The organism is Providencia sp. PROV040 (assembly GCF_032706145.1).
Lineage (GTDB): Bacteria > Pseudomonadota > Gammaproteobacteria > Enterobacterales > Enterobacteriaceae > Providencia > Providencia hangzhouensis.
In genome coordinates this window covers 2,915,648-2,939,940 of record NZ_CP120530.1, presented here as the reverse complement: position 1 = coordinate 2,939,940, position 24,293 = coordinate 2,915,648, and the positions used below count along the sequence as shown (strand labels likewise).

Sequence of the window (24,293 nt, the reverse complement as noted above, 5' to 3'; positions counted from 1 at the left end):
CTCACTCTTCCCGAATTCCTGATAATGCTGCTCGTGATAATACGAGGCGAGCTCTGTCAATAACTGGGCCATCGACCATTTTTCCGTTCAATGAAACTACGCCTTTACCTTCAAGGGCTGCGGCATCAGCGGCTTCAACAACACGCTGCGCATGGTCGACTTCTTTTTGAGTTGGTGCATATAAATTATGAAGTAACTCAATTTGTCTTGGGTTAATTAATGATTTGCCATCAAAGCCGAGCTGTTTAATGTGAGCGGCTTCGCGTAGGAAACCTTCTTCATTATTAGCATCAGAATAAACGGTATCAAACGCTTGAATACCTGCTGATCGAGCGGCTTGTAAAATGGCGCACCGAGCATAGAGGAGTTCTACGCCGTCTGGAGACCGCTCGGTGCGCAAATTGCGGACATAGTCCTCGGCACCTAATGCGATGCCTATAAGTCTTGGTGATGAATGAGCAATATTCACAGCTTGAGTGATGCCGATTGGTGATTCAATAGCGGCTAGCAAACCTGTGCTGCCTTCTTCGCGGCCACAGCTTTTTTCTATACGCAAGATTTCACTTTCAATATCAATAACATCTTGTGCCGTATCCGTTTTAGGAAGGCGGACGATATCCGCACCACCGCGAACAACGGCTTCAAGGTCAGCAACACCAAAAGCGGAATCTAATGCATTGACCCGTACAATGGTTTCAATATCTTGATAAAGCGGGTGCTGCAATGCATGGTAAACCAAGCGACGAGCCGTATCTTTTTCGCGCAAAGTGACGGAGTCCTCAAGGTCGAACATTAAAGCATCCGCTTTATAAATAAAGGAATTGCTCAACATAGCTGCATTAGAGCCGGGAACAAACAGCATACTTCTGCGTGTGCGTGATTTTTGTTCTGGAGTCATTACTTATCCTCCCAAGGCAGATAGTCGATATCACAAGCGCGAGCCAATAAGGCTTCTAAGCGGGCTTTGAGTACGCATTCTAGTGCACCTTTATCATCTACAATGATTTGTGCCCCTTGAATATCATGTTGCTGGATAACTTCTTGTACGATTTTTGCGATAGCATCCCCAAACTGTTTTTCAACACTACTGGTAATTTGTATTGAGACCTCTTGAGTGTCTTCTAGTGGCTCTATGCGAACCATGACATCACTTGATTCAAGTGTGCCAGCTACTGCTGCGTGCTTTATCTTCATATTTCACCTATGGCTAATTCAGAACTTTCGGTGTGGCTTTGAGCAGATGCGACTTGATTGGCGACCATCTCTTGTAAATATTGATAGGTTGCCTCAGGCACAATCGGCTTAATCGCCGCAAGATCTTTTTTAGCGAGCAATCGTCTAACTTGTGAGGCAGAAACAGCCGTTCCATTGATGATTGTTCGCGGAAATTCAATGAGTTCTATAGGTGGAAAATTCATAGCATCGGTTTTTAACCAAAAGCGCATGTCTTGGTTATATTGGTTGGTGACTTGGCAAAAAGGTTCCGAGCCTACGAATCGATGGGTTATCCCTAAAGCAGGGGCAATATATTGACGAAAAATCTTAATATCGATTTCGGTATAACAGTTATTAGCAACTGTTTTATCTTTAATAAAGTAACAAGGAAAAGTCGCTCGAGAAATAATATATTCCGAACCTTTATGAATAGTAAGATTTTCTATTCCTTTGGTTCCTGCTTCAATTAAATTTAATCTAACTTTATAAGGAAAACGTGAGGTATCTTCTTTGACAACAAATAGATGTAGCCAATCACAGGCCTTCGCAGCTTGCTCTATTAAATAACGATGCCCAAGAGTGAAGGGGTTGGCATTCATAACGATTGAGCCAATTTTTTTTCCTTCCTTACGTTGTGCTTTTAAACTTTCGATATAACGTTTTAGATAACAGCAACTATTTTCCATCAATACCATAATATCAGGAACTGTGGCAATGGTATGAAAACCACATTGTTGGAATAAGCTTTCATTTTGAAATTTGGTATAAATAAATAAATGAGTTGTATTATTTTCGTAAGCAAGATTAACCAGTTCTGTTGCTAATTTTAATGCAAGGCCTTCACCTCGAGCATCATCGCTAATAGCAACGCATTTAATAACATTTTTTGCTAATCCTCCACACGCAATTAATTTTTCATTGCGAGAAATCGTAATAAAAACGTCAATACTTGAATCAAGTTCTAAATCGTTTTCCTTTAAAAACTGAGTTATTTCAGCAAGTTTCCTGTTCTCATGACGTTTTACTTGGTTAAACGTTATGTTTTCGAACATAATAGTATCCTGCATCTCATTTAGAGATGTTTTTAAAATGTTGCTAATGTTAAAGTTAATTAAATAAATTCTCTTAGGTTGTTTTTATAAAAACAAATATAAATTTTTATTTAATTACCCTCTCTGATATTTATATTAAAGATACTGTATTTAATATATTTGACCTATTTCATGTTTCTCAAATGAGATTGTATTTGTTTAATGGTTTTAAAGTTTTTAATTATTGAATATGTTTTTTATTGCTTGGTTTTAATGTGTTTAATTATTAATATGTGTATTATATCTTTGGCTTGAATCCGATTTATCGGTTATCCTACCATTTTTGAGTTAACAAAATTTTTACTTTTCAGCCAGTAACGAGATATAACATGAAAAAAGAATATACGTTCTCCTCATTGAAAAAAGTAAATTCAGTTTCATTTTCAGTACGAGTATTTTTTCTGTTATTAATAGTTTCTGTTTTTTTAACTCTCGGGCTGGGTAAATATTTTACGGACACAGCTGAAAATCGATTGATTGCGAACATTCAATCGTTAGCAATGAGCCAAGCAAAGCTGATTGCTTCTATTGATGGTGTTGTTCAATCCGTAAAGTATAGAGATATTCCTGGGTTGAAGGTTATCGCTGACAAACTAAACCAAGATTCTAACTACGATTATGTTGTTATTGGTGATGAAAATTCGATTCGTTTGTATCACCCAAATAGTCAAAAAATTGGTTTTCAAATGCAGTGGAACAAACCAGGAGCTTTAGAGAAAGGGGAAAGCTATTTTATCAATGGCGAAGGTTCAATGGGGAATGCTGTTAGAGCAAAAACCCCCATTTTTGATGAGCAAGGTAAAGTGATCGGTGTTGTTTCTATTGGCTATCTATCCAACAAAATAGAAACATCACTCAGTGAGTTATTCGTACAAACAGGAGCCACTTTTTTAGGGATACTGATTATATTGCTCTTCTTATCATGGGCATTTTCACGTTTAATTCAAAAACAAATGTTGGGTATGGAACCTGAGGAAATAACCCAATTAGTCTTAGTACAAAAAGGGATATTTGAAGCTGTTTTTGAAGGTGTTATCGCAGTGAATATACAAGGGCAGATTATTAATATTAACTCTAATGCCCGGAAAATGTTATCTCTAAGCAAGCCGCTAGGGCAGTTAACAGGGACTTTTGTGTCGGAGCATATCTCGCCAGCTGACTTTTTTATTACCGATATTGAAACGACTAAGCATGATGTGATTTGCGAATTTAATGGCCTAAACGTGATTGCAAATCGGGTGGCAATTCGTGATGGGGAACATCTTGTGGGGGCGGTCATTAGCTTTCGTAGCCAAAATGATATTGAATCGCTAAACTCTCAGTTGACTCAAGTTCGCCAATATATAGAAAGTTTACGTACGTTACGGCACGAGCACCTTAATTGGATGTCAACATTAAGCGGTTTATTGCAAATGAAAGAATATGACCAAGCGTTGGCGCTAATTAAAGGGGAGTCAGAATCTCAGCAACAATTAATTGATACACTCCGTGGGCAGTTTTTTGATAAGCAAGTTGCTGGTTTATTATTTGGTAAGCACCACCGAGCCAAAGAACTAGGCTTACAATTAAAATTTACTGCGGGTAGTCAGTTACATGAATTACCTGATTCATTAAATAGTACTGAATTTTGTGCCATTTTGGGTAATCTACTCGATAATGCGTTTGAAGCAAGTTTGAAAAATAATCAGGGCAATAAGCAAGTTGAGTTATACCTTTCAGATGAAGGAAAGGAAATAGTCATTGAAGTCGCTGATCAGGGATGTGGTTTCCCGTCAGAAATTCAAGACAAATGGTTTGAGCGTGGTGTCACAACGAAAACAGATATAGCAGATAGCCATGGTATCGGGTTATATCTCGTTGCATCTTATGTTAAACGCTGTAATGGTGCAGTGATTATTGAAGAAAATCAACCGCATGGTACAGTATTTTCAATTTTTATTCCGAAAGTGAAGATATAAAATGATCAAGATAAAAATCCTCATAGTGGAAGATGAGTTGCTGCTTGCCGAAATGCACAGCGAATATATAAAAGCCTATCCTGCATGTGACAAAGTTTGGCTTGCAGGTAATCTTGCGGAAGCGAGAAAAATGATTGAATACATGAAGCCAGATCTTATCTTGTTAGACAACTATTTACCTGATGGAAAAGGTATTGACCTAGTTCATGAGTTAATACAAGAAAGAAATAATGCAGACATTGTATTTACGACGGCCGCAAGTGATATGGACACAGTCTCTGAAGCTATTCGTTTAGGCGTTTTTGACTATTTAGTGAAGCCAATTGCTTATGAACGTTTAGGCCAAACATTGGATAGGTATATTCAACGTAAATCTGTTGTACAGGAAAATAGCAAAACCAATCAAAGTAAAATTGACGATATGTTTAATACTTATGCGAGAGGGGAATCAAAGGAAGAACTTCCAACAGGTATTGATATCATTACACTTGAAAAAATACTCGCGTTGTTTACTGAACCTGATGTGCAATATACGGCAGAAAGTATTGCTGAAACCATCAAACTTAGTCGTACTACAGCAAGACGTTATTTGGAGTATTGTTTAGCGAAAGATAAAATTGAAGCTGAAATTGAGTATGGCAAAGTTGGCCGACCGCAACGGATTTACCGTGCCAAGTTGTGAGTGTTTGAATTAATAGTATATATCGATAGAAGCTCTGCATTGGTTATAAACAATGCAGATTTTCTTTATCTTACTCATATCAGTGGTACAACAGTAAGTTGGAAAAATAGAGTTTATTGCTGCTGGTTTTTTAAAATTAACACTTTCTTTTCAGCCCGCTCATGGCCTTTAGCGGCTGCGAGTTGATACCAGCGTAGGGCTTTTTTATCATCGGCTTCAACACCCATACCATATTGGTAGCAAGCTCCTGCTGCATATTGCGCATCGGCACTATTTTGCTGAGCGGCTTTGATAAACCAGTGACAGGCTTTTGCTTGGTCGGCTTTGATACCATCGCCGCGCGCATAGATAAGCGCGACATTAAATTGAGCTGAAGCTTCACCTTGTTCAGCAGCTAGGGTTAGCCACTTTATAGCTGATTGGATATCTTTTTTGGTACCTTGTCCAGTTAAGTACAACATACCTAAGCTGTTTTGAGCGGGGGAAAAGCCCAATTCTGCGGCACGGGTAAAATATTGAAACGCGAGAGGGTAGTTTACCTTGTCATACATACCTACTGCTGCTTGGTAGCCTAATAAATACAGCGCTTGTGGATGGTTTTCTTCAGCAAGAGCAAGATATATTTTTTGGGCTTTTTGCGGGTCTTTTGTGATAGCTTTTCCCTCTTCATACCAATAGGCGAGGGTGAGCATCGCAGGTTGAAAATGTTGTTCAGCCGCTTTTTTTAGCCACCGTTCAGCTTTTTCTGGGTTTTTCTCTAATAAATCATTGATGCCATATAAGGTATATTCGGCCATATTCATCTGGCCAATAGGGTCACCACTTTCGGCTGCTATTTTCATCCAATGCAGCATTTGTTTTTCATCTAGCTCTACCCCAGTTCCTTGCTGGTACATCAGGCCAAGGTTAATTTGTGCTTTTGTAAAGCCTTGATTGGCAGAAAGAAGGTACCAGTGTAAAGCTTGGTCAAACTGTTGATGAGACTGATAAAACATTCCTAAGTTAAATTGAGCTTCGGCTTGGCCTTGTTCCGCAAGTGCAATTAGCGTTTTTTCATTTATTAGTGGCGTTGTTTCTTCTGCAAAAGCAGGGAGGAAAAATACGTTAATAAAGACAAAACACAATAAAAATATTTTTTTCACATGACATCCTTTGGACTAAGCTCTTAATGGCTACGTTATCTTGTTAGATAAGTTCCTGCAATGATATGAAAGATATTTTATAATTAATTCTAATAAATCAAATGGTTAATTATTGCTATTAGCACATTGGGCAAAGAACAGATAAAAATTTTAAAAAAAGATGAACTTTTTTCCTTCTTAGCCAGTCTTATTAGTATCTATATACTGTTTGCTTGCGTAAACATTCATATATTTACCCTCATCATTCATTTCTTTACACGAAGTAATGTAATAATGCACCTACGTAGTGATAGTTTGAATTTAGCAAAAGATCCTTGAGTAGAATGCATTATGCCCAGTTTGTTACTGGGCTTTTTTTTATCCAAAATTCCAGTTTGAATGTCTATTCAGCTGCTATTCTCTAAATCCTTTCTTATCATAAAAGAAAAAAGTGCTCATTTGTTATGGATATTTTTAGTTTCCCATAATGCTTACAGCAATAAATCATAGGGTTATAAATAGGGCGTTATAGTTTCACTATAGAATAATATTCTTAACATTTAATAAACAAATGACTAATTAGTAATCGATAATAATTTGGCAATTTTGTAAAAAATTGAAGTAAATCACGATTAAATTCAATTCAAGTAGTAATTAATACTAGCTAATTCTTTAATTTTGGTGCATAAATAACGTATATGGCTTAATTGATTATTGGGTTCTTGGCGGGTTATCTGTCAGTTAATGTTGAATAAATAATCAAATATGCTTTAACTCATTGAATTTATGTTTGAGATCCATAAACAAGTCTACACACAGTTTTGTTTGTTTTGAGGTCAGGGAATGATACTCCTCCTACCAAAAGTGAATCTTTTCAACTTTGAATTCTTGAGATCATAACAATGCGAGAGCGCATAGAGCGTTCCGTGGTTTTTTTGCATATGTACAGGTTGTACTAGAGGTAACTTGTGTCCACAACAAATAACAAAGAGGAAGTTAGTCTTAACGCGTTTAAGCAACCTCGCTCATTCTATCTTATTTTTTCTATCGAGCTCTGGGAACGTTTTGGTTACTACGGTCTTCAAGGGATCCTTCCAATATACCTAAGCCAAGTGCTGGGTATGTCAGAAACAGAATCAATTACACTTTTCTCAGCGTTTGCAGCATTAGTTTATGGCTTTGTTGCAGTTGGCGGTTGGTTAGGGGATAAAGTCCTTGGAACAAAACGTGTCATTGTCCTTGGAACAATCACTCTGATTGCAGGGTATGCATTTGTTGCTTTCTCAGGGCATGATGTATCGATGGTCTATGTTGGTTTAGCAACCATTGCAGTTGGTAATGGTTTATTTAAAGCGAATCCATCATCACTCTTATCGACCTGCTATGAAAAAGATGACCCACGGTTAGACGGCGCATTTACCATGTATTATATGTCCGTTAATATTGGTTCATTCTTCTCAATGATTGCAACGCCATGGTTAGCAAAACATTATGGTTGGGATGTCGCGTTCTCTCTTAGTGTTGTGGGCCTGATTATCACATTGATTAACTTCTATATGTGTAAAAAATGGGTTTCTCAACATGGCTCAAAACCTGACTTTGCTCCTGTTGTTCTTTCAAGATTAGTTGCTACAGTAGCAGGGGTTATTGCATTAATCGCGATTTCTACATGGCTATTGCATAACCTCGGTATCGCTCGTACAGCATTAGCGATTATTTCTTTGGGTATTCTAGTTATCTTTATCAAAGAAACATTAGCACTGAAAGGTACGGCTCGCCGTCGAATGATTGTTGCATTAATTTTAATGCTTGAAGCGATAGTATTCTTCGTTCTTTATAGTCAAATGCCGACATCATTAAACTTCTTTGCATTACATAACGTAGAGCATGAGGTTTTTGGCTTTTCTATTGAACCCGCACAATACCAAGCTCTGAATCCATTATGGATCATGATTGGAAGCCCAATTTTAGCCGCGATTTATAATAAAATGGGCGATAACTTACCAATGCCACATAAATTCGCGATTGGTATGTTGTTATGTTCTGCTGCATTCTTAGTTTTGCCATTAGGTGCAAAATTTGCAAATGAAGCGGGGATTGTTTCTGTTGAATGGCTGGTTATTTGTTACGGTTTCCAAAGTATTGGTGAGCTGATGATCTCAGGCCTTGGTCTTGCGATGGTAGCTCAGTTAGTTCCACAGCGTTTAATGGGCTTTATTATGGGCGCATGGTTCTTAACAAACTCAGCGGCCGCATTTATTGCAGGGTACGTTGCTTCAATGGCAGCAGCACCAGAAGGTGAACTTACCAGCAAAGTCGAATCTTTGGCTGTGTACAGTGACGTATTCTTGAAGATTGGTTTAGTGACTGGTGTGATTGCAATTTTGATGGTTTTAACCGCTCCGATGTTAAATCGTATGACTCTTGAGCGTTAATTTTCATCTTAAATCGCAGTAATCAAAAGGGCTAAAAAGCCCTTTTGATATATGTGACATACGGTAATAGACGTATTAATTAAAATAGCGATTATTAATCAGTTTTAGCGAGCGGTCACTACCATTAACCAAAATGGTATTTGAAATACGGCTGTACGCATCTATTGATACACCATCCATCAAGATGGTTGGTGTGATAGCTGTGGCGGCAAATATGACATCAGAAGTACTCACCATCTGGTCTAAAGATAGCACTTCACCAATTTCTAACCCCATTTGTTGACAGCGCAATATTTCTTGTGCCGCGAGTTGTTTGTTTTCTTCGCTATCTCCTTTGGCTTTATCTCGCGAAATTAGTCTTGCTTGCATATCACCGCCTAAAGCACGAGCGATAGCTGCACTGATAATGCCTTCAGGAGCGCCGCCAGTTCCATACATCATATCAATGGGATGTTCAGGAAGGATAGTAAGTAATGAGGCGAGGACATCACCATCAGGGATGGTAATCACATTAGCACCAAAACTACGGATAGTTTTAATAATATGTTGATGGCGAGGTTTATCAAGCACTGCGATTGAAAGATTTGAAATGGGTTTATTAAGTGCAGAAGAAAGGAATTCTAAATTTTTTTCTAGGGGATTTGCCAGATGAACGGCCCCTTTAGCGGCAGCCCCAACAACAAGTTTTTCCATATACATATCAGGTGCTTGAAGTAGTGTTCCTGTTGGAGCCGCGGCAAGTACGGCAATGGCATTTTTTTCATTACACGCTACCATACGTGTTCCATCGATAGGATCTACCGCAATATCTAAGCCAATAGAACCTGACTTTTTGCCAACTTGTTCGCCAATATATAACATGGGAGCGTCGTCGATTTCACCTTCACCAATGACAATTTTACCGTGAAAATCAATTTCATTTAGCCGATTTCTCATCGCTTCTACAGCGGCTTTATCTGCGGCATTTTTATCTTGTTTTCCCACCCAATCGAAGGCAGCCACTGCTGCAACCTCGGTAACGGAAGCGATAGCAGAAGCTAACTCATCACTAATTTTCATTTTTTGTTCATATCCCAGATGTATAAAAGAAAAGTACCTATCACTATGATACGTTTTTTGTGATCTGTCTGGCAAATAATGGGTGATTAAATCATCAGAGAATTTGGCGCCATAATGAAATAGTCGCCTAAATATAGGCGACTATTTATTTGATAATTAAAGCATTTCGACGATAGTGATACCACCGATAATCGAAATTAAGGCAGCTAATGTACTTAATAACACGGTTCCTGCTGAGGTTTCAGTATAGGCTTGGTTGCTAATTGCCAATGCGGGAACTGCGGTCGCCGTGGGTAGTACACCAATGATAAATGCGGCTTTAAGTAAATCATCTTGTAAACCTAAGGCGAGTCCAGTGCCTAAAATGAGTGCGGCTTGAACAAAATTTTTAATAAAGACGTTAAATATAATTTCCTTACTAATTGTAAGTTTGATCCCTGAAAGGAGCAGACCAAGGAAGAATAGAGCGACTCCGCCCGCGGTTTTGCCCAATTCGTTTACCGAGTTTTGTAATATTTCAGGTAATTTAACACCTAAAATAGCTAGTATTGCGCCTAGAATAGGGAGAAAAACTAAGGGTTGAGCAATGGCTTTACCAACTGATTTTAAGATACTGTTACCTTGCTGTGATCCGCTGATCATTAATAGAGTAAATGGGATAATAATAACGGTATAAATCAGGTTACCTAATACCATAGCTATCAAGCCTGATGACCCGACAGTTGCAAGTAATACAGGTGGCCCACAGTAGGCCATATCAGGAAAAGACACCGATAATGCTTGCATAGCCGCATCTTTTTTAGTGTGGCGAAAAATAAACTTACCAAAAATAAAACCAATCACATACGTTGCAATTAGTCCTACGGCTAGCGCTAATAAATAGTCAATATTGAGTAATACTGAAGGCGGTGCTTGTGCGGCTGCAAGAAATAATGCAAACGGTAATGCTATTTTAACCACAAAGTCAGCAAAGGCTTGGGAATACTCTCGTTTGATAAACCCATATTTACCCGATAGCCAACCAACGGCTAATCCAAGAACTATGGGCCCTAAAGCGGCAAGTATAATGTGAATTAGCATTAAAAACTCTCCTGATATTTTTCGGTAGGTTTTGCTTTATAAAAATCAGTAAAATGACAGTTAATATTTTCCCTTGTGGTTACTTTTATTTAAATTAAAGAACATATGTTTTTAGCAATGTTTAATAAAGAAACTAATTAATGTAATTTTAAATAACTATAATCATTTAAGGATAGTAATTATTAGATTAATATATTGATGTTAAAGGTGTTGTATACATAACATAATAAAAATAATAGTACTAATAAAATTTTATTAGTACTATTATGAGTATCAAAAACAGAATATCAAAAAATATAGGCGCTTAATCAATTGTTTGTTTTTTTATGAGCGAAATAGTCATTAAACGATGATTAAGGGTTTTCTTAGTTACTAAAATGACTAATGAGAGTATTAATAAATCATCAAAGAAAGGTATTGTTTCTTTTACCAGGAGTATACCTAAAGCAGGATGTAATGAATTATTTTGTAACAGTTTATTACATTTGGTTGGCAAGGGGATCAATGCTATCTACACTAGCAGTAATCACAGCCTTTATTTTCCAGATTCTAAATTGTGAATTTTTTTATGAGGAAACCTATTTGTGGACACTTGGATACTAATAGGACTTGTATTCGTTTTCCTGCTAGTGCTAGCTCCGATACTTGCTATCATTGCCATCAATCGAACAGGTCGGATGCAGTACCAAATTTCGCTGTTAAATCAGAAGGTTTCTTCATTAGAAGCCCAGCTTTTAAACGCTAAATACACGCCAAGTATATCTGTCGATAGTGTGACGTCTTCCCAATCAGGTTTAGATGAAATACAAAATACGCACATAGAGCAAGAGGGGAGCGAATCTCTTTCGGGTGTTGATGCTAAACAAGACAAACAGCAAGAAATTTCCTCAATGAGCCATGTGACTTATCTGCCAGTTGAAAAAGAGCATGATTTATCGGATACAGAAAACTCGCCTCTCATTAGGGAACAAACTACCCATGAAAATTCCCTTAATCATCCTTTAAGTAATGAAAGTATCAATCCGAATAGGTTTGATAACACGCAAGCACAGCGAGTAGACGCAAATCGGTTTAATCAAAATCAACCTGAGACAAAGCAAAATACTGCCAGTGACGATAAATCAATATTCAATCATTTCTTTAGTTGGTTAATGAAAGGAAACCCGGTTGCTAAAATTGGTATCCTACTGTTATTCCTAGGTGTCGCATATTTGCTGAATTACAGTGTGCAAAATGAAATTATTTCACCTCAAATGCGTTTAATCTTCAGCGCAGTAGGGTGCTTAGCTTTATTAGGTACTGGCTGGTGGCTACGGAATAAAAAGGCATTATTTGGGTTGATTTTACAAGGGGGAGCGATCGGGTGCTTATATATCACTATTTTTGCTGCCTTTAAACTGTATACGATGATGCCTTATGGGATGGCATTTGCCTTTATGTTACTTATTTGCGCGGCAAGTATTGCTTTGGCATTATTGCAACGCACAATTAGTTTAGCTGTTCTTGCATCGATAGGTGGGTATTTAGCACCTATATTGCTTTCGACTGGCGGTGGAAGCCATGTTGTTTTATTTTCTTATTATTTGATGTTATCAATTGGTATCTTAGTTATTAGTGTGTGGCAAGCTTGGCGACCTTTAAATTTAGTTGGTATGGTGATGACTTATGGTGTTGCCATTTTATGGGGGCTAGATAATTACCAGTCAGACTATTATTTATCTTGCCAACTTTTTATTATCGCTAATTTAGTGGTATTTAATGCCTTAACACAGCTATTCTCACTACGCTTTGAACATAGTAAGCAATTGGTTGTTGATAATACACTTCTATTTGTCCCTCCTTTTATCAGTATTGCACTTCAATTCTTTATTTCAGAAGGGGAAGGTTTACTACCAGCCTTTATTTCACTGATAGTAGGTTTGTTATATCTGATTACTGGTTTACAAGTGCATAAACGCTATAAATCCGCTGGCAAGAATATGGCGTTAGCAAATATTATTATCGGTGCTGGGTTTATCACTTTAGCTATTCCATTAGCGCTAACATTTGAGTGGACCTCGATTATTTGGTCATTAGAAGGGTTGTTAATCCTCTGGTTCGGTTTACAGCAAAACCAGAAAAAAATGGCGGCTATCGGCTCGTTATTAATTGTTATTAGCGCAATCACTTTGTTAAGTGATTATCCTTATTTATATTGGAGTCGTAGTAGTACTTATATGGTTCCAGTGCTATTAATAGCCTGCTTTATGGCTGGTGGGCTTTTCCATATTCGTCGTAAAGAAGACAGTAACTTTACTTTATTTAGTTATGGTTTCTTAATTATTGGTTTGGTGACTTGGTTGTGTTGGTTACCGTTATTTACTGATATTTTATCATGGAGCCGTGAGTCTGAAGGCTTTATTATTCTAGTCTTGGTTGTTATTTCAGTTTGGTTCTGGCGTTTATATGCTATCTATATTAATTGGGTACCTTTGCTACTTTGCCAGTCTATTCTATGGATTGCAGGTTATTATTATCTTGGTTTAGATTTCTTAAACGACCAAAACCCAATGGGGCGTGGTGAAGGTTCTCTCATATGGCCAGTTGTTTTAGGTAGTTCTATTTTATTTGTTATTCATGCATATAAGCTTCGTGACCGTTGGATGCAAAGAATACTCCATAGCGCCAATTTATGGCTAATTCTTGCGTTTATTGCCACTCAAGTGAATTGGTTCGTCTCCATTTTACCTTGGGGCATGCACGAAATGGGATATTTTATTTATGTCATGGCCATAACGCTAACTGTTATTGTTCTCTATTGGCTACAACAAAATAGAATGCCGCCGATGAAACGTAATGGACTGATTTATTGGTATTCGATGACTCCTGTTGCTATCGGGCTAATTATATTGTCCGGCTATGCTAATTTAGAAGATGGTAAATTGACATTTTGGAATTATATACCGCTAATCAATCCATTAGATGAAGCTGGGTTATTTAGTATCGCTACGTTAGTTTTAATACGTAAAGGGCTTTCTCAAAAAATACGTAAAGTAACAGCGGTTAACTTTTGGGTTTTACGTAGTTTGTTAGTAGTCACAATTGCACTTTCTGCTTATTGGTTTAACGGTATTTTAATTCGTGCAATAGCAGATTTTGCTGAGCTAAATTGGAACTATGACACACTTTATGATTCACGCTTAGTGCAAACTGTACTTTCTATCAGTTGGGCACTGGCTGCCTTAGTCTGTATTATTATTGCCTCTATTAAGAAAAATCGAATTTGGTGGTTTATGGGGGCTGGTATTTTTGCTTGTGTTATTGCCAAGTTATTCTTAATTGATATATACGGGCAAGGTGGTATTTCTCGTGCAATTTCTTTTATTGGTGTTGCATTATTAATTTTAATTGTTGGGTATTTTTCGCCATTACCACCAAAAGATACAAAAGGGAAAGTTGATAAGGAGATACAACCATGAGTTTAATTAAAAATACAGGACTAGTAAGGCTCATTGCAGTCTTCTCATTGTCATTATTGTTTTCAAGTCATTTGAATGCAGAGGCAGTAGAAGAGGTTACTCCTTATAGTTTTTATCAAGGCTCAGAAATAAATGTGCTTGATTCATCGGCTCCTTTTTACTGGTTAGAGCTTCCCGTAAATGCGTATATGAACTCAGCGTACCCCAAAACGTTGCAAGATGTTCGAGTCTTTAATGGTACTGGTAATGAAATACCTTCAGTATTATTTTCAGATACGGAAAAATCCGTTTCAAATGAAAAGATCATTTTTACACCACAGCGTTTGGTCACTCAGGTTGATAGCGTTAACTCCCATGATGATGTGCGTAGAGAAAAGCAACATCTATTAGTAGAATCTATCCCTGGCAAAGTGAATAGAATTGAGTTGCCTAGTATGCAAGTTAAAGACAACGTGGCTTATCAGGCTTATTTATTAACGAAAAATCAAAGTCAAACTAAAGATACGCCAATTAAAAACCTAGTATTAGACTGGGCTAAAAGCGAGAAAGAATGGCAGGCAAAGGTATTTGTTTTTGCCAGTGACGACAAAGAAAATTGGCTAAATATAGCAACAAATCAGCCGATTATGAATTTGAAGTTAAATTCAGAAACTATTGCAAGCAATAATATTGAGTTATTAAATGGCAACTCAAAGGCATTGAATGCACCTTATCTTATGGCTGTAATAGTAAGTGGTCCAGATATTGTTATACCTGACTTATTAAAGGTCAATGCGACCTCTAGCGTGCTTAATTCAACTTATCGTCAAGAACTATTTCATTTTGAGATGACGAATGATGGTGTTTCAAAAGATCATATAATCTATCAATTACCAAGAGCACAGCCACTGAGTGAATTACAAATACAATTGCAACAATCAAACCGCGTGATCCCACTAAAAATAGAGTATTCATCTGATAGAGGTGAAAGCTGGAAATTACTCACTAACATTGTTGCATATAATCAAACAATAGATGGTGATTTAATTAGCAATCCGAGCACAGCGCTCTATGGTGAAATGGTGGGGAAAGTAAGAATTTCAGCCCTCAAAGGGAGTTGGGAAGATCAGCCACCAAGGCTAACGGGAAAACGAGATGCTTATAACCTTATTTTTAATTTGCAAGGTCCCGCTCCGTATTTACTTGTTTGGGGGAATAAACAAGCTAGTTTTGATGAATTGACCACAAGCCAGCTTGTAGGGAAACCAGATAGCGTTGATGAGTTAATGACAAATTATCCTCAGCTATTTCTTGATAATACAATCATTGAGTTGGGTGGTGTAGATAGGCTAACTATAACGGAAGTGGTTGACGGTAGTTTTAACTGGTTGACGATTACCTTATGGGTATTGTTATTTGTTGGAATATTAGTACTAATATATTTCTGCTGGTATTTGTTAAGAGAAGTCAATTCTACAGATAAGGCGAATCATGAAGAATTATAACTAGATATTGGTATTAACCAAATAGGGAATAGTACCCTATTTGGTTTCGATTTACGTCATTGACAGTTCTGACGTCTCTTTACTTAATCATGAGAACACTTACTTATAGCCTGTTTTTTCTGACAGGGATTTGCGCTAAAACAGTCATAACGGAATAGGAGATAATGATGAAAAAAACATTACTAGCTCGTATATTTATTATGATCGTTATTTTGACTGGCTTTTCAATAGCGGCTCAAGCTGCGAATAATACAGTATTAACAGAAATTATAGCGCACAATAAAGTAGCGTATGAGTATGTGTTACAAAATACAGACCAAAATGAAGCAGATATAGAGTTTGAACGGGAAGCGAAAGAACTTGATAGTTCTCAGTTGCGTAATATTGTTAACGATAAACGTTTTACTGGCCGACAATTCAGAATACATGAAAAGTAAGTCATATCTGAATTTTTTGCTGTAAATATGCTTATATTGAGTAATAAATCTACGACCTACATAAAGGAAATTCTATACATCAAGGCCAATGTTTGTGTGGTTCTGTAAAAATCACAACAGCAAAAGATATTAGTCATGTCAGTGTATGCCATTGTGGAATGTGTCAAAAATGGAATGGCGGCCCAGGCTTTAGTGTTGATTGTGGTAACGATTTAATGGTAGAGGGGCAAGAGTCTGTGTCAATTTTTGCATCATCTCAATGGGGAGAACGTGCATTTTGTAAAAATTGTGGTTCACACCTTTTTTATCATTTACTCACACCTTCAACATATTATGCATCAGCAGCTTTATTTAAAGAGAGTAAAGATGCGCAAATGAGTATGCAAATTTACATAGATAGTAAGCCCAAATATTATAACTTTGTTGAAAGAACACCCATGTTGACAGAGAAAGATATTATGGAAATGATGTCCCCATCATCGGATTAAACTCTGTGGCTATAGATTTAATAGTAAGTAATAAGGAATGCAGTGGCAGTCGATCAGACTATATTTTTTGATTCTATTCGTTAAATTGACCTCTTATTTGTCATGCGGTCGACTTAAATTTGTTTTACAATTAAGGTAATGACTAGGTTTAGAAGTTGTTCAGAGGAATAACAAATGAATAGTATGAAAGGAATGCGTCATGCGAGTAATATCGCGTGGGTACTACAATGGATATTAAATATTGGCTTGATCTCACTCGCTGCCGTACTTGTATTCTTTTTAGCTAAAGAAACGGTGACAATGGCCTCATTAATGTTTGGTAGCTCAAAAGGGGCGACGGCCTATGAGTTGTTAGAAGGCATTGTCATTTATTTTTTATACTTTGAGTTTATTGCCTTGATAATAAAATATTTTATGTCGGGCTATCATTTCCCGTTAAGGTATTTTATCTATATTGGTATTACTGCGATTATTCGTTTAATTATCGTTGATCATAGTGACCCTATGACAACTTTGTTGCATGCAGGGGCGATTTTGGTACTAGTCGTTGCACTTTATATTGCAAATACTGAAAAATTAAAGCGTGAATAACATACATTAGTGTAATTTACTTGCATACAAAAAAAGTGTAATTATTATTCCTTTTTTTGTATGCGCAGACTCGAAGTCAAATACTTAAGTGATATACCCTGCATTTAAATCTATAAGTTAATAAAATTTAAGATATGTAATTTTTGGTAATTAAAATTAATATAAATAATTCTAATATTTTATTTTGTAACTGGTTTATCCTGTAAAAACTAATCACAAAAATATTTTACTTTTATATATAGGTTATTTACTGTTATAAAGTTTCTATTCTAATAACATAAGTAGCTTGTAAATATGACAACAAAAACACTTCCCAAGAAAAAAGGGTTCTTAAACCGTGTCGAGCGCATCGGTAATGTTATGCCTGATGTGACTATGCTGTTTGTGTACGCCCTGATTATATGTTGGTTTTTATCTTATCTGCTTTCTTTCGTAGATTTTAGTTATTACCATCCTATTTCAAAAGAAAAAATTGCTATAGTTAATATGTTTCAGTATGAGGAAATCATATTATTTATCACTGCGGCAGTTAAAAACTTCATTAATTTCCCTCCTCTTGGTATCACGATAGTGGCAACATTAGGTATTGGTATTGCTGAAAGCAGTGGTTTCATTAATACCGCATTGAAAAAAATGTTGTCGTTTATTTCACCAAGAATGTTAACGCCTACAGTGGTGTTTGTGGGGATTGTTTCTCATATTGCTTCAGATTCTGCCTATGTCATTTTAATGCCAGTTGCAGCAATGATGTTTTATGCGAGTGGTCGTCATCCATTAGCTGGGATTGCTGCTGCATTTGCAGGCTTAGCGGGGGGATTTACTGCAAGCTATACGCCATCAATTATTGACCCAATAATGCAAAGTTTTACGCAAGATGCTGCACAAATGCTAGCGCCGGGTTATAGCGTAAATGTTTTATGTAACTATTTCTTTAGTTTGGGTGGTACATTCGGGGTTATTTTTACCTGTTGGTTTATCACTGAGAAGATTGTTGAACCATGGCTAAATAAAAACTGCCCAATCAGTTCAAACGAAGTTGATACTGATTCTGAAAAAAATTTAGGTAAAATTACTGCTGCTGAGAATCGTGCTTTTCGTATTTCTGGTTTAGTACTAATTGCTTTAGGTATCGGATTATTTGCACTATTATGGCCAGAGAACTCTCCATTACGTGGGCCTGATGGTAGCTTAACTAGCCCTAAAGCACCTATCATGCAAATTGTTGTGCCTTTATTATTTATTTTCTTTGCTTTGCCAGGCATTGTTTATGGTTATATGACGAAATCTTTTACATCAACAAAAGATGTTGTCAAGGCAATGGAAAATATTACTAAGTCACTTATCCCATTTATTGTTTTTGCTTTTTTTGCTGCCCAATTTTTATATTCATTCCAACATTCTAATTTAGGCACATTATTAGCGCTTTCAGGGGCAGAGTTATTACGTACACTTGATATGCCATCTGGAATGACCGTTTTTGGCGTTATTCTATTAACGGCTATCTTAAATATTATGATTACTTCTGCGACATCAAAATGGGCAATTATGGCGCCAGTATTAGTGCCTATGCTAATGGCAGTCGGAATTTCACCTGAATTAACACAAGCTGCATTTCGTGTCAGCGACTCTGCAATGAATGTGAGCACACCGATGTTTCCGTTTTATCCGTTAATCCTGATGTATTGCCAGAAATACTATAAAAATGCAGGAATAGGAACATTGTGCTCAATGATGATCCCATTCACCGTTGGGCTATTAATTATTTTAACTTCAACATTATATTTATTCTGGGCTTTTGATATCCCAATTGGTTTCGACAGTGGTTACACATGGCATCCTGCACCATAAGTAGGGCCAATACCCTACCTATTAAATAGGTAGGGTAAATATAGTTAATGCAAGGAATATAAAATGAACGAATTAGGTAAGCAATTAGAGCAGCGTTTTTACCGCTATCTCGCTATTGAAAGCCAAAGTGACGCAGCAAGCACGGTTGTTCCAAGCACAGAAGGGCAACGTGAGCTGGCAAAATTATTAGCGCAAGAGCTTGAAAGTTATGGCTTGAAAGATGTTTATATTGATGACCATGCCATCTTATATGCAATGCGCCCAGGCAATAAGCCTTCAGCGCCAAAAATAGGTTTTGTGACTCATTTAGATACTGTTGATGTTGGGTTATCTCCCATCGTTAAGCCTCAAACCTTAAGATATGAAGGCAAAGATTTATGTTTAAATGAAAAAGAAAATATTTGGTTTAAATCAGATGAGCACCCTGAAGCTGCACCTTATATCGGTGAAGCGATTATTTTTAGTGATGGAACTAGCGTACTTGGCGCAGATAATAAAGCCGCTGTAACGGTTGTCATGGAATTAATGAATAAGCTGCAATATGCCGATTTTGATTGTGGGGATATCTACGTTGCGTTTGTACCTGACGAAGAAATTGGCCTACGCGGTTCTAAAATTATGGATTTATCCCGTTTTAACGTTGATTTTGCTTATACCATTGACTGTTGTGCTCTTGGTGAGGTTGTGTACGAAACGTTTAATGCTGCTTCTATTGAAGTTTCAATTAAAGGTATTACCGCACATCCTATGTCAGCTAAGAATGTATTGTTGAATCCTATTCGTGTAGCTCATGATTTTATTGGTTGCTTTGATCGTTTTGATACCCCAGAACATACAGAGCATCGCGAAGGCTACTTTTATGTGACAGATTTAATAGCAAACCCTGATAATGCTAAAATTAAAATGGCGATCCGTGATTTTGACCGTCATAGTTTTTCAGCTCGAAAACACTTTATAAAACAAGCGATTGAGTTAATAAAAGCGCGTCATCCGCGTGCAAAAATTGAGTGCAACATTGTAGATGTGTATAGCAATATTAGCGACTCATTAGGAGATGACCGTACAGCGATTGATTTAATTTTTGATGCATTGAAAATTCAAGAGGTTGAACCTAAGGTGATCCCAATGCGCGGTGGTACGGATGGCTCTGCTTTATCAGCAAGAGGTATCTTAACCCCAAATTATTTTACTGGTGCACTTAATTTCCACTCATGTTTTGAGTTTTTACCAATCAGCTCTTTTGAGAAAAGCTACTTAGTATCAGAAACCATTTGTCGTTTAGTTGGAAAAAATAACATATCATTTTATTCTTAATATAAAGGCCACTCAATAAGGTGGCCTTTAATTATTAATACCCATAATTCATTCATGTAAATTATAATTTAGTTATTTTTAATAAAACAAAAATAAATAAAAAAGTGTATATGACTTTTTTATTTATTCATTTATTATTTTTCACTATTAGGTTTAAAATCCAATAGGGGTATTAATTGATTAATATTATAATAATTGACGACAGTAATATTGTAATTCGTGGTTTTGAGGCTATTTTTTCACGTCAAATACGTTATAAAATTGTTGCTTCTTTTTCATCACTAGAACACGTGATTACATGGAATAGATGCCAAAAAGCAAATATGATTTTAGTCAGTAGTGATAGTTTTCGTTATGACTCACTAAAAACAATCCAGACATTACGTCGAACTCAACCAGATGTTGGGATCATTATTTACAATGTAAGAAATAACCCTGCATTTTTTTTAAAAGCATTAGATATTGGCATTTTCGGTTTATTGAGTATCAATGTGACAGAAGAAGACATTATTGAAGCTATACAAATTGTAAGTGTTAAACGGAAAATTATATCGCCGGATATTGCCCAAGACCTTGCTCTACAGCGGTTAGTTTATAGTAATCAACAAGATTTATATGATTTATTATCGGGGCGTGAGTTAGAAATCATGTTAATGATCACTCAGGGAATGCCTATAAAACGGGTAGCGGAGTCCCTTTCCTTAAGCCCTAAAACAGTAAATACCTATCGATATCGAATGTTTAGTAAACTTAATATCTGTAGTGATGTAGAATTAACTCATATAGCTATCAGTTATGGTTTAATCACAGCAAAACAGGGTTTACTCGAGTGTCAGAACAGTTCGAACCGAAAGCTTTCTTAAAAACAGTTACTAATCAACCTGGTGTATACCGTATGTATGACGCTGGGGAAACGGTTATATATGTAGGAAAGGCAAAGGATCTTAAGAAACGCTTAGCAAGTTATTTTCGTGAAAATGTGGGTAGCCGCAAAACAGAGCAGTTGGTAAAGCAAATCGCCTCTATTGATGTGACGGTGACTCATACTGAAACAGAAGCGCTATTACTTGAGCACAACTATATTAAGTTGTACCAGCCACGTTATAACGTATTGTTACGTGACGATAAATCTTATCCATATCTATTTTTAAGCAGTGAAACTCATCCTCGAATTTCGATGCACCGAGGGGCGAAACATGCTAAAGGCGAGTACTTCGGCCCTTTCCCGAGTTCTTATGCGGTAAGGGAAACATTAGCGTTAATGCAGAAGTTATTTCCGATACGTCAATGTGAAGATAGCATGTATCGAAATCGCTCAAGGCCTTGTTTACAATATCAAATTGGTCGTTGCTTAGGTCCCTGTGTTAAAGGGTTGGTTTCCGATGAAGACTATAATCAACAAGTGGAATATGTACGTTTATTTTTAACGGGTAAAGATAAACAAGTTTTGGCTGGTTTAGTTGACCGTATGGAAAAGGCAAGTTTAGAACTACGCTTTGAAGATGCAGCGCGTTTTAGAGATCAAATCCAAGCGGTAAGAGCTGTCACGGAAGAGCAATATGTATCTGGTGATAGCGATGACCTAGATGTTATTGGTGTTTCTTTTGAATCTGGTCTTGCTTGCGTGCATGTACTTTTTATTCGTCAAGGCAAAGTCCTTGGTAGTCGCAGTTATTTCCCTAAAATTCCAGCAGATACACAGCTTGAGGAAGTGGTTCAAACCTTCTTAGGTCAGTTTTATTTGCAAGGAAGTGAAAATAGAACTCTACCTGGCGAAATCTTATTAGATTTTGCATTAACAGAAAAAGAATTATTAGCTGAGTCTCTTTCTGAGATCGCGGGACGTAAAATTCATATTCAAAGTCAGCCACGTGGTGTGAGGGCTCGTTACTTAAAATTAGCGAGAACGAATGCATCAATTGCGCTTTCAACAAAATTAGCGCAACACTCGACGGTGCAACAACGTATGGAAGCACTAGCAAAAGTGGTTAATTTAGAAAACATTAATCGTATGGAGTGTTTTGATATTTCACATACGATGGGGGAGCAAACAGTCGCCTCTTGTGTTGTGTTTGATAAATCGGGCCCGGTGAAATCAGAGTATCGGCGCTATAATATTACAGGGATCACCCCTGGAGACGATTACGCGGCTATGCATCAAGTTTTAACACGGCGTTATGGTAAACACATTGATGAAAGCAAAGTTCCTGACATTATCTTTATTGATGGGGGTAAAGGCCAATTAGGGCAGGCAAGGGATGTGTTTAATTCACTAGAGGTTGATTGGGATAAAAAACACCCATTGCTGATTGGCGTTGCAAAGGGTAGCGACCGTAAAGCGGGGCTTGAAACCTTATTTTTAAAACCAGAAGGCGAAGGTTTTTCATTACCACCTGATTCCCCAGCTTTGCATGTAATCCAACACATCCGAGATGAATCACATAATCATGCGATTACGGGGCATCGACAACGACGAGCAAAAGTCAAAAGTACTAGTGCATTAGAGTCAATTGAGGGGGTTGGCCCGAAACGTCGGCAGATGTTGCTAAAATATATGGGCGGGTTACAACCTTTACGTAATGCAAGTATAGAAGAAATCGCAAAAGTGCCCTCGATCTCATACGCCCTTGCAGAAAAGATTTATAATGCATTGAAACAGTGAGTGTCTTAGGGCAACATATTCATAATATCCAACTTGGTCAAAAAGTTAGTGAGCGTGATGAAATTAAACATACCAACGTGGTTGACATTATTTCGCGTCATCCTAATACCGTTTTTTGTATTAGCCTTTTATCTCCCTGTTACTTGGGGGCCGTTTGCATGCGCGCTTATTTTTGTTATCGCAGCGGTAACTGATTGGTTTGATGGCTTTTTAGCAAGACTGTGGAAGCAGACTACAAAGTTTGGTGCTTTTTTAGATCCTGTTGCTGATAAAGTTATGGTTGCTACAGCGTTAGTGTTAGTCACTGAAAGTTACGATGTTTGGTATGTGACTTTGCCAGCAGCAACCATGATTGCACGTGAAATTATCATTTCTTCTTTACGTGAATGGATGGCAGAGATAGGAAAACGTAGTAGTGTGGCTGTTTCTTGGATTGGTAAATTTAAAACCACTGCTCAGATGATGTCACTGGTCGGTTTATTGTGGCGTCCAACGCCATTGATTGAAAACCTTTCAATCGCACTAATGTATGTTGCAGCTATCTTAACATTCTGGTCAATGTTCCAATATTTAAAGGCTGCATGGGGTGATTTGAGCGAAGCGTGATCGAAATGATTGAAAAAACAGCGAACGATCCAATTATTTCAATAATTGTATTGACTCGATAGGTGAAATCAGTAGAATGCAACGCATCGAACGGCAACATGGTTTACGAAAATAAATAAGTAAATCAGCCAGTTTGAAAAGCATAAGCTGAAAAGTGAAGCTTTACGCGGGAATAGCTCAGTTGGTAGAGCACGACCTTGCCAAGGTCGGGGTCGCGAGTTCGAGTCTCGTTTCCCGCTCCAAATTTCGAAAGAAATTCGGATAAGGCGCGTTAGCAAAGCGGTTATGCACCGGATTGCAAATCCGTGTAGCTCGGTTCGACTCCGGGACGCGCCTCCAAAATTTAGCCCAGGTGGTGAAATCGGTAGACACAAGGGATTTAAAATCCCTCGGCCTTTAGGCTGTGCGGGTTCAAGTCCCGCCCTGGGCACCATCTTAAAGTAATTAAACGCTATTAAGTGTTTTATTTTAAGTTAGCTAATCACGATGTGTTTTATTAAATGCATGGGTTAGTCGGGTAGATTAATAATTTATCCAAGTTTTTGAGAAAGACAATTTAGCCCAGGTGGTGAAATCGGTAGACACAAGGGATTTAAAATCCCTCGGCCTTTAGGCTGTGCGGGTTCAAGTCCCGCCCTGGGCACCATCTCAATTTTAATCAGAAATGATTAAAATTAGCAATTAACCACCTTTAGGTGGTTTTTTTGTATCTAACTCCCTTCAAATATTTAGTATCTGCTGAACTGATGTCGTTTAATTAGGTG

General features: G+C 37.3%; 19 protein-coding genes and 4 tRNA genes. 17 read left to right on the top strand and 6 right to left on the bottom strand.

What is annotated here, in order from left to right; genetic code table 11:
* Window position 1: 1 nt before the first annotated feature.
* From citE to citC, 3 genes are read right to left on the bottom strand one after another with little or no spacing between them, the layout of a single operon-like run.
* The gene (gene citE / locus P3L40_RS13560; RefSeq protein ID WP_210852549.1) at window positions 2-898 is read right to left on the bottom strand and encodes a citrate (pro-3S)-lyase subunit beta; all 897 of its coding nucleotides are present in this window, start codon (window positions 896-898) and stop codon (window positions 2-4) included.
* Window positions 898-1,194 (bottom strand): citrate lyase acyl carrier protein, encoded by a 297-nt coding sequence (citD, locus tag P3L40_RS13555; RefSeq protein WP_004255457.1) that lies wholly within the window; start codon window positions 1,192-1,194, stop codon window positions 898-900. The genes citE and citD overlap by 1 nt, the downstream gene beginning before the upstream one ends.
* Entirely contained in the window at window positions 1,191-2,267 is a 1,077-nt protein-coding gene (gene citC / locus P3L40_RS13550; protein ID WP_164560979.1) for a [citrate (pro-3S)-lyase] ligase, read from the bottom strand. Before citC ends, citD begins: the two co-directional genes overlap by 4 nt.
* Window positions 2,268-2,635: 368 nt before the next feature.
* Here citC and dpiB point away from each other — a divergent pair, with 368 nt between their 5' ends.
* Both dpiB and dpiA read left to right on the top strand, forming a co-directional pair.
* Window positions 2,636-4,264: a sensor histidine kinase DpiB gene (dpiB, locus tag P3L40_RS13545; RefSeq protein WP_094961213.1), complete on the top strand. Its 1,629-nt coding sequence runs from the start codon at window positions 2,636-2,638 to the stop codon at window positions 4,262-4,264.
* 1 nt (window position 4,265) lies between these two features.
* Window positions 4,266-4,946, top strand: a complete 681-nt coding sequence (gene dpiA, locus P3L40_RS13540) for a two-component response regulator DpiA (protein ID WP_004263346.1) — start codon at window positions 4,266-4,268, stop codon at window positions 4,944-4,946.
* A gap of 113 nt (window positions 4,947-5,059) precedes the next feature.
* Here dpiA and P3L40_RS13535 read toward each other — a convergent pair whose 3' ends face one another.
* Window positions 5,060-6,088 carry a tetratricopeptide repeat protein gene (locus tag P3L40_RS13535; RefSeq protein WP_196731591.1) on the bottom strand — a complete coding sequence of 343 codons (1,029 nt, stop codon included), beginning with the start codon at window positions 6,086-6,088 and terminating at the stop codon, window positions 5,060-5,062.
* Window positions 6,089-7,035: 947 nt separating this feature from the next.
* On the opposite strand from P3L40_RS13535, the gene dtpA reads away from it, so the two are divergent.
* Window positions 7,036-8,502, top strand: a complete 1,467-nt coding sequence (gene dtpA / locus P3L40_RS13530; RefSeq protein ID WP_094961215.1) for a dipeptide/tripeptide permease DtpA — start codon at window positions 7,036-7,038, stop codon at window positions 8,500-8,502.
* Window positions 8,503-8,577: 75 nt separating this feature from the next.
* On the opposite strand, the gene glpX is transcribed toward dtpA, so the two are convergent.
* On the bottom strand, window positions 8,578-9,555 hold the full coding sequence (gene glpX / locus P3L40_RS13525) for a class II fructose-bisphosphatase (RefSeq protein ID WP_377145956.1): 978 nt from the start codon (window positions 9,553-9,555) through the stop codon (window positions 8,578-8,580).
* A gap of 162 nt (window positions 9,556-9,717) precedes the next feature.
* Complete coding sequence (locus P3L40_RS13520; RefSeq protein WP_004263353.1) at window positions 9,718-10,641, bottom strand: AEC family transporter; 924 nt, start codon at window positions 10,639-10,641, stop codon at window positions 9,718-9,720.
* 584 nt (window positions 10,642-11,225) lie between these two features.
* Between P3L40_RS13520 and P3L40_RS13515 the strand changes: the two genes are divergently transcribed.
* From P3L40_RS13515 to P3L40_RS13450, 14 genes are all read left to right on the top strand, one after another.
* Window positions 11,226-14,099, top strand: a complete 2,874-nt coding sequence (locus P3L40_RS13515) for a DUF2339 domain-containing protein (protein ID WP_196731590.1) — start codon at window positions 11,226-11,228, stop codon at window positions 14,097-14,099.
* Entirely contained in the window at window positions 14,096-15,583 is a 1,488-nt protein-coding gene (locus tag P3L40_RS13510; protein WP_004263365.1) for a DUF3999 family protein, read from the top strand. Before P3L40_RS13515 ends, P3L40_RS13510 begins: the two co-directional genes overlap by 4 nt.
* 167 nt (window positions 15,584-15,750) lie before the next feature.
* Window positions 15,751-16,020: a hypothetical protein gene (locus P3L40_RS13505; protein ID WP_094961218.1), complete on the top strand. Its 270-nt coding sequence runs from the start codon at window positions 15,751-15,753 to the stop codon at window positions 16,018-16,020.
* 74 nt (window positions 16,021-16,094) lie between these two features.
* A complete protein-coding gene (locus P3L40_RS13500; RefSeq protein WP_094961219.1) occupies window positions 16,095-16,508 on the top strand; it encodes a GFA family protein in 414 nt (137 codons plus the stop codon).
* A gap of 183 nt (window positions 16,509-16,691) precedes the next feature.
* Window positions 16,692-17,099 carry a phosphate-starvation-inducible protein PsiE gene (psiE, locus tag P3L40_RS13495; protein WP_172412229.1) on the top strand — a complete coding sequence of 136 codons (408 nt, stop codon included), beginning with the start codon at window positions 16,692-16,694 and terminating at the stop codon, window positions 17,097-17,099.
* 294 nt (window positions 17,100-17,393) lie between these two features.
* On the top strand, window positions 17,394-18,947 hold the full coding sequence (locus P3L40_RS13490) for an AbgT family transporter (RefSeq protein WP_004263378.1): 1,554 nt from the start codon (window positions 17,394-17,396) through the stop codon (window positions 18,945-18,947).
* Window positions 18,948-19,010: 63 nt separating this feature from the next.
* Complete coding sequence (gene pepT / locus P3L40_RS13485) at window positions 19,011-20,261, top strand: peptidase T (RefSeq protein ID WP_196731587.1); 1,251 nt, start codon at window positions 19,011-19,013, stop codon at window positions 20,259-20,261.
* A gap of 176 nt (window positions 20,262-20,437) precedes the next feature.
* Window positions 20,438-21,124 carry a LuxR C-terminal-related transcriptional regulator gene (locus P3L40_RS13480; RefSeq protein ID WP_210852551.1) on the top strand — a complete coding sequence of 229 codons (687 nt, stop codon included), beginning with the start codon at window positions 20,438-20,440 and terminating at the stop codon, window positions 21,122-21,124.
* Window positions 21,091-22,923, top strand: coding sequence for an excinuclease ABC subunit UvrC (gene uvrC, locus P3L40_RS13475; RefSeq protein ID WP_004263390.1), 1,833 nt, complete (start codon window positions 21,091-21,093; stop codon window positions 22,921-22,923). The genes P3L40_RS13480 and uvrC overlap by 34 nt, the downstream gene beginning before the upstream one ends.
* A gap of 57 nt (window positions 22,924-22,980) precedes the next feature.
* On the top strand, window positions 22,981-23,529 hold the full coding sequence (pgsA, locus tag P3L40_RS13470; protein ID WP_004263394.1) for a CDP-diacylglycerol--glycerol-3-phosphate 3-phosphatidyltransferase: 549 nt from the start codon (window positions 22,981-22,983) through the stop codon (window positions 23,527-23,529).
* A 166-nt stretch (window positions 23,530-23,695) separates the two neighbouring features.
* A tRNA-Gly gene (locus P3L40_RS13465) sits at window positions 23,696-23,771 on the top strand.
* Window positions 23,772-23,794: 23 nt separating this feature from the next.
* A tRNA-Cys gene (locus P3L40_RS13460) sits at window positions 23,795-23,868 on the top strand.
* Between the two features lie 7 nt (window positions 23,869-23,875).
* Window positions 23,876-23,962 (top strand) — tRNA-Leu (locus P3L40_RS13455).
* Window positions 23,963-24,088: 126 nt separating this feature from the next.
* A tRNA-Leu gene (locus P3L40_RS13450) sits at window positions 24,089-24,175 on the top strand.
* The last annotated feature ends 118 nt before the right edge of the window (window positions 24,176-24,293 follow it).

What these genes read in the sequence shown, in the direction of transcription:
- citE (WP_210852549.1), bottom strand. Translation starts at nt 898, where the DNA reads ATGACTCCAGAACAAAAATCACGCACACGCAGAAGTATGCTGTTTGTT.
- psiE (WP_172412229.1), top strand. Translation starts at nt 16,692, where the DNA reads ATGAAAGGAATGCGTCATGCGAGTAATATCGCGTGGGTACTACAATGG.
- dpiA (WP_004263346.1), top strand. Translation starts at nt 4,266, where the DNA reads ATGATCAAGATAAAAATCCTCATAGTGGAAGATGAGTTGCTGCTTGCC.
- P3L40_RS13490 (WP_004263378.1), top strand. Translation starts at nt 17,394, where the DNA reads ATGACAACAAAAACACTTCCCAAGAAAAAAGGGTTCTTAAACCGTGTC.
- citC (WP_164560979.1), bottom strand. Translation starts at nt 2,267, where the DNA reads ATGTTCGAAAACATAACGTTTAACCAAGTAAAACGTCATGAGAACAGG.
- P3L40_RS13510 (WP_004263365.1), top strand. Translation starts at nt 14,096, where the DNA reads ATGAGTTTAATTAAAAATACAGGACTAGTAAGGCTCATTGCAGTCTTC.
- P3L40_RS13520 (WP_004263353.1), bottom strand. Translation starts at nt 10,641, where the DNA reads ATGCTAATTCACATTATACTTGCCGCTTTAGGGCCCATAGTTCTTGGA.
- pepT (WP_196731587.1), top strand. Translation starts at nt 19,011, where the DNA reads ATGAACGAATTAGGTAAGCAATTAGAGCAGCGTTTTTACCGCTATCTC.
- citD (WP_004255457.1), bottom strand. Translation starts at nt 1,194, where the DNA reads ATGAAGATAAAGCACGCAGCAGTAGCTGGCACACTTGAATCAAGTGAT.
- dpiB (WP_094961213.1), top strand. Translation starts at nt 2,636, where the DNA reads ATGAAAAAAGAATATACGTTCTCCTCATTGAAAAAAGTAAATTCAGTT.
- P3L40_RS13505 (WP_094961218.1), top strand. Translation starts at nt 15,751, where the DNA reads ATGAAAAAAACATTACTAGCTCGTATATTTATTATGATCGTTATTTTG.
- pgsA (WP_004263394.1), top strand. Translation starts at nt 22,981, where the DNA reads ATGAAATTAAACATACCAACGTGGTTGACATTATTTCGCGTCATCCTA.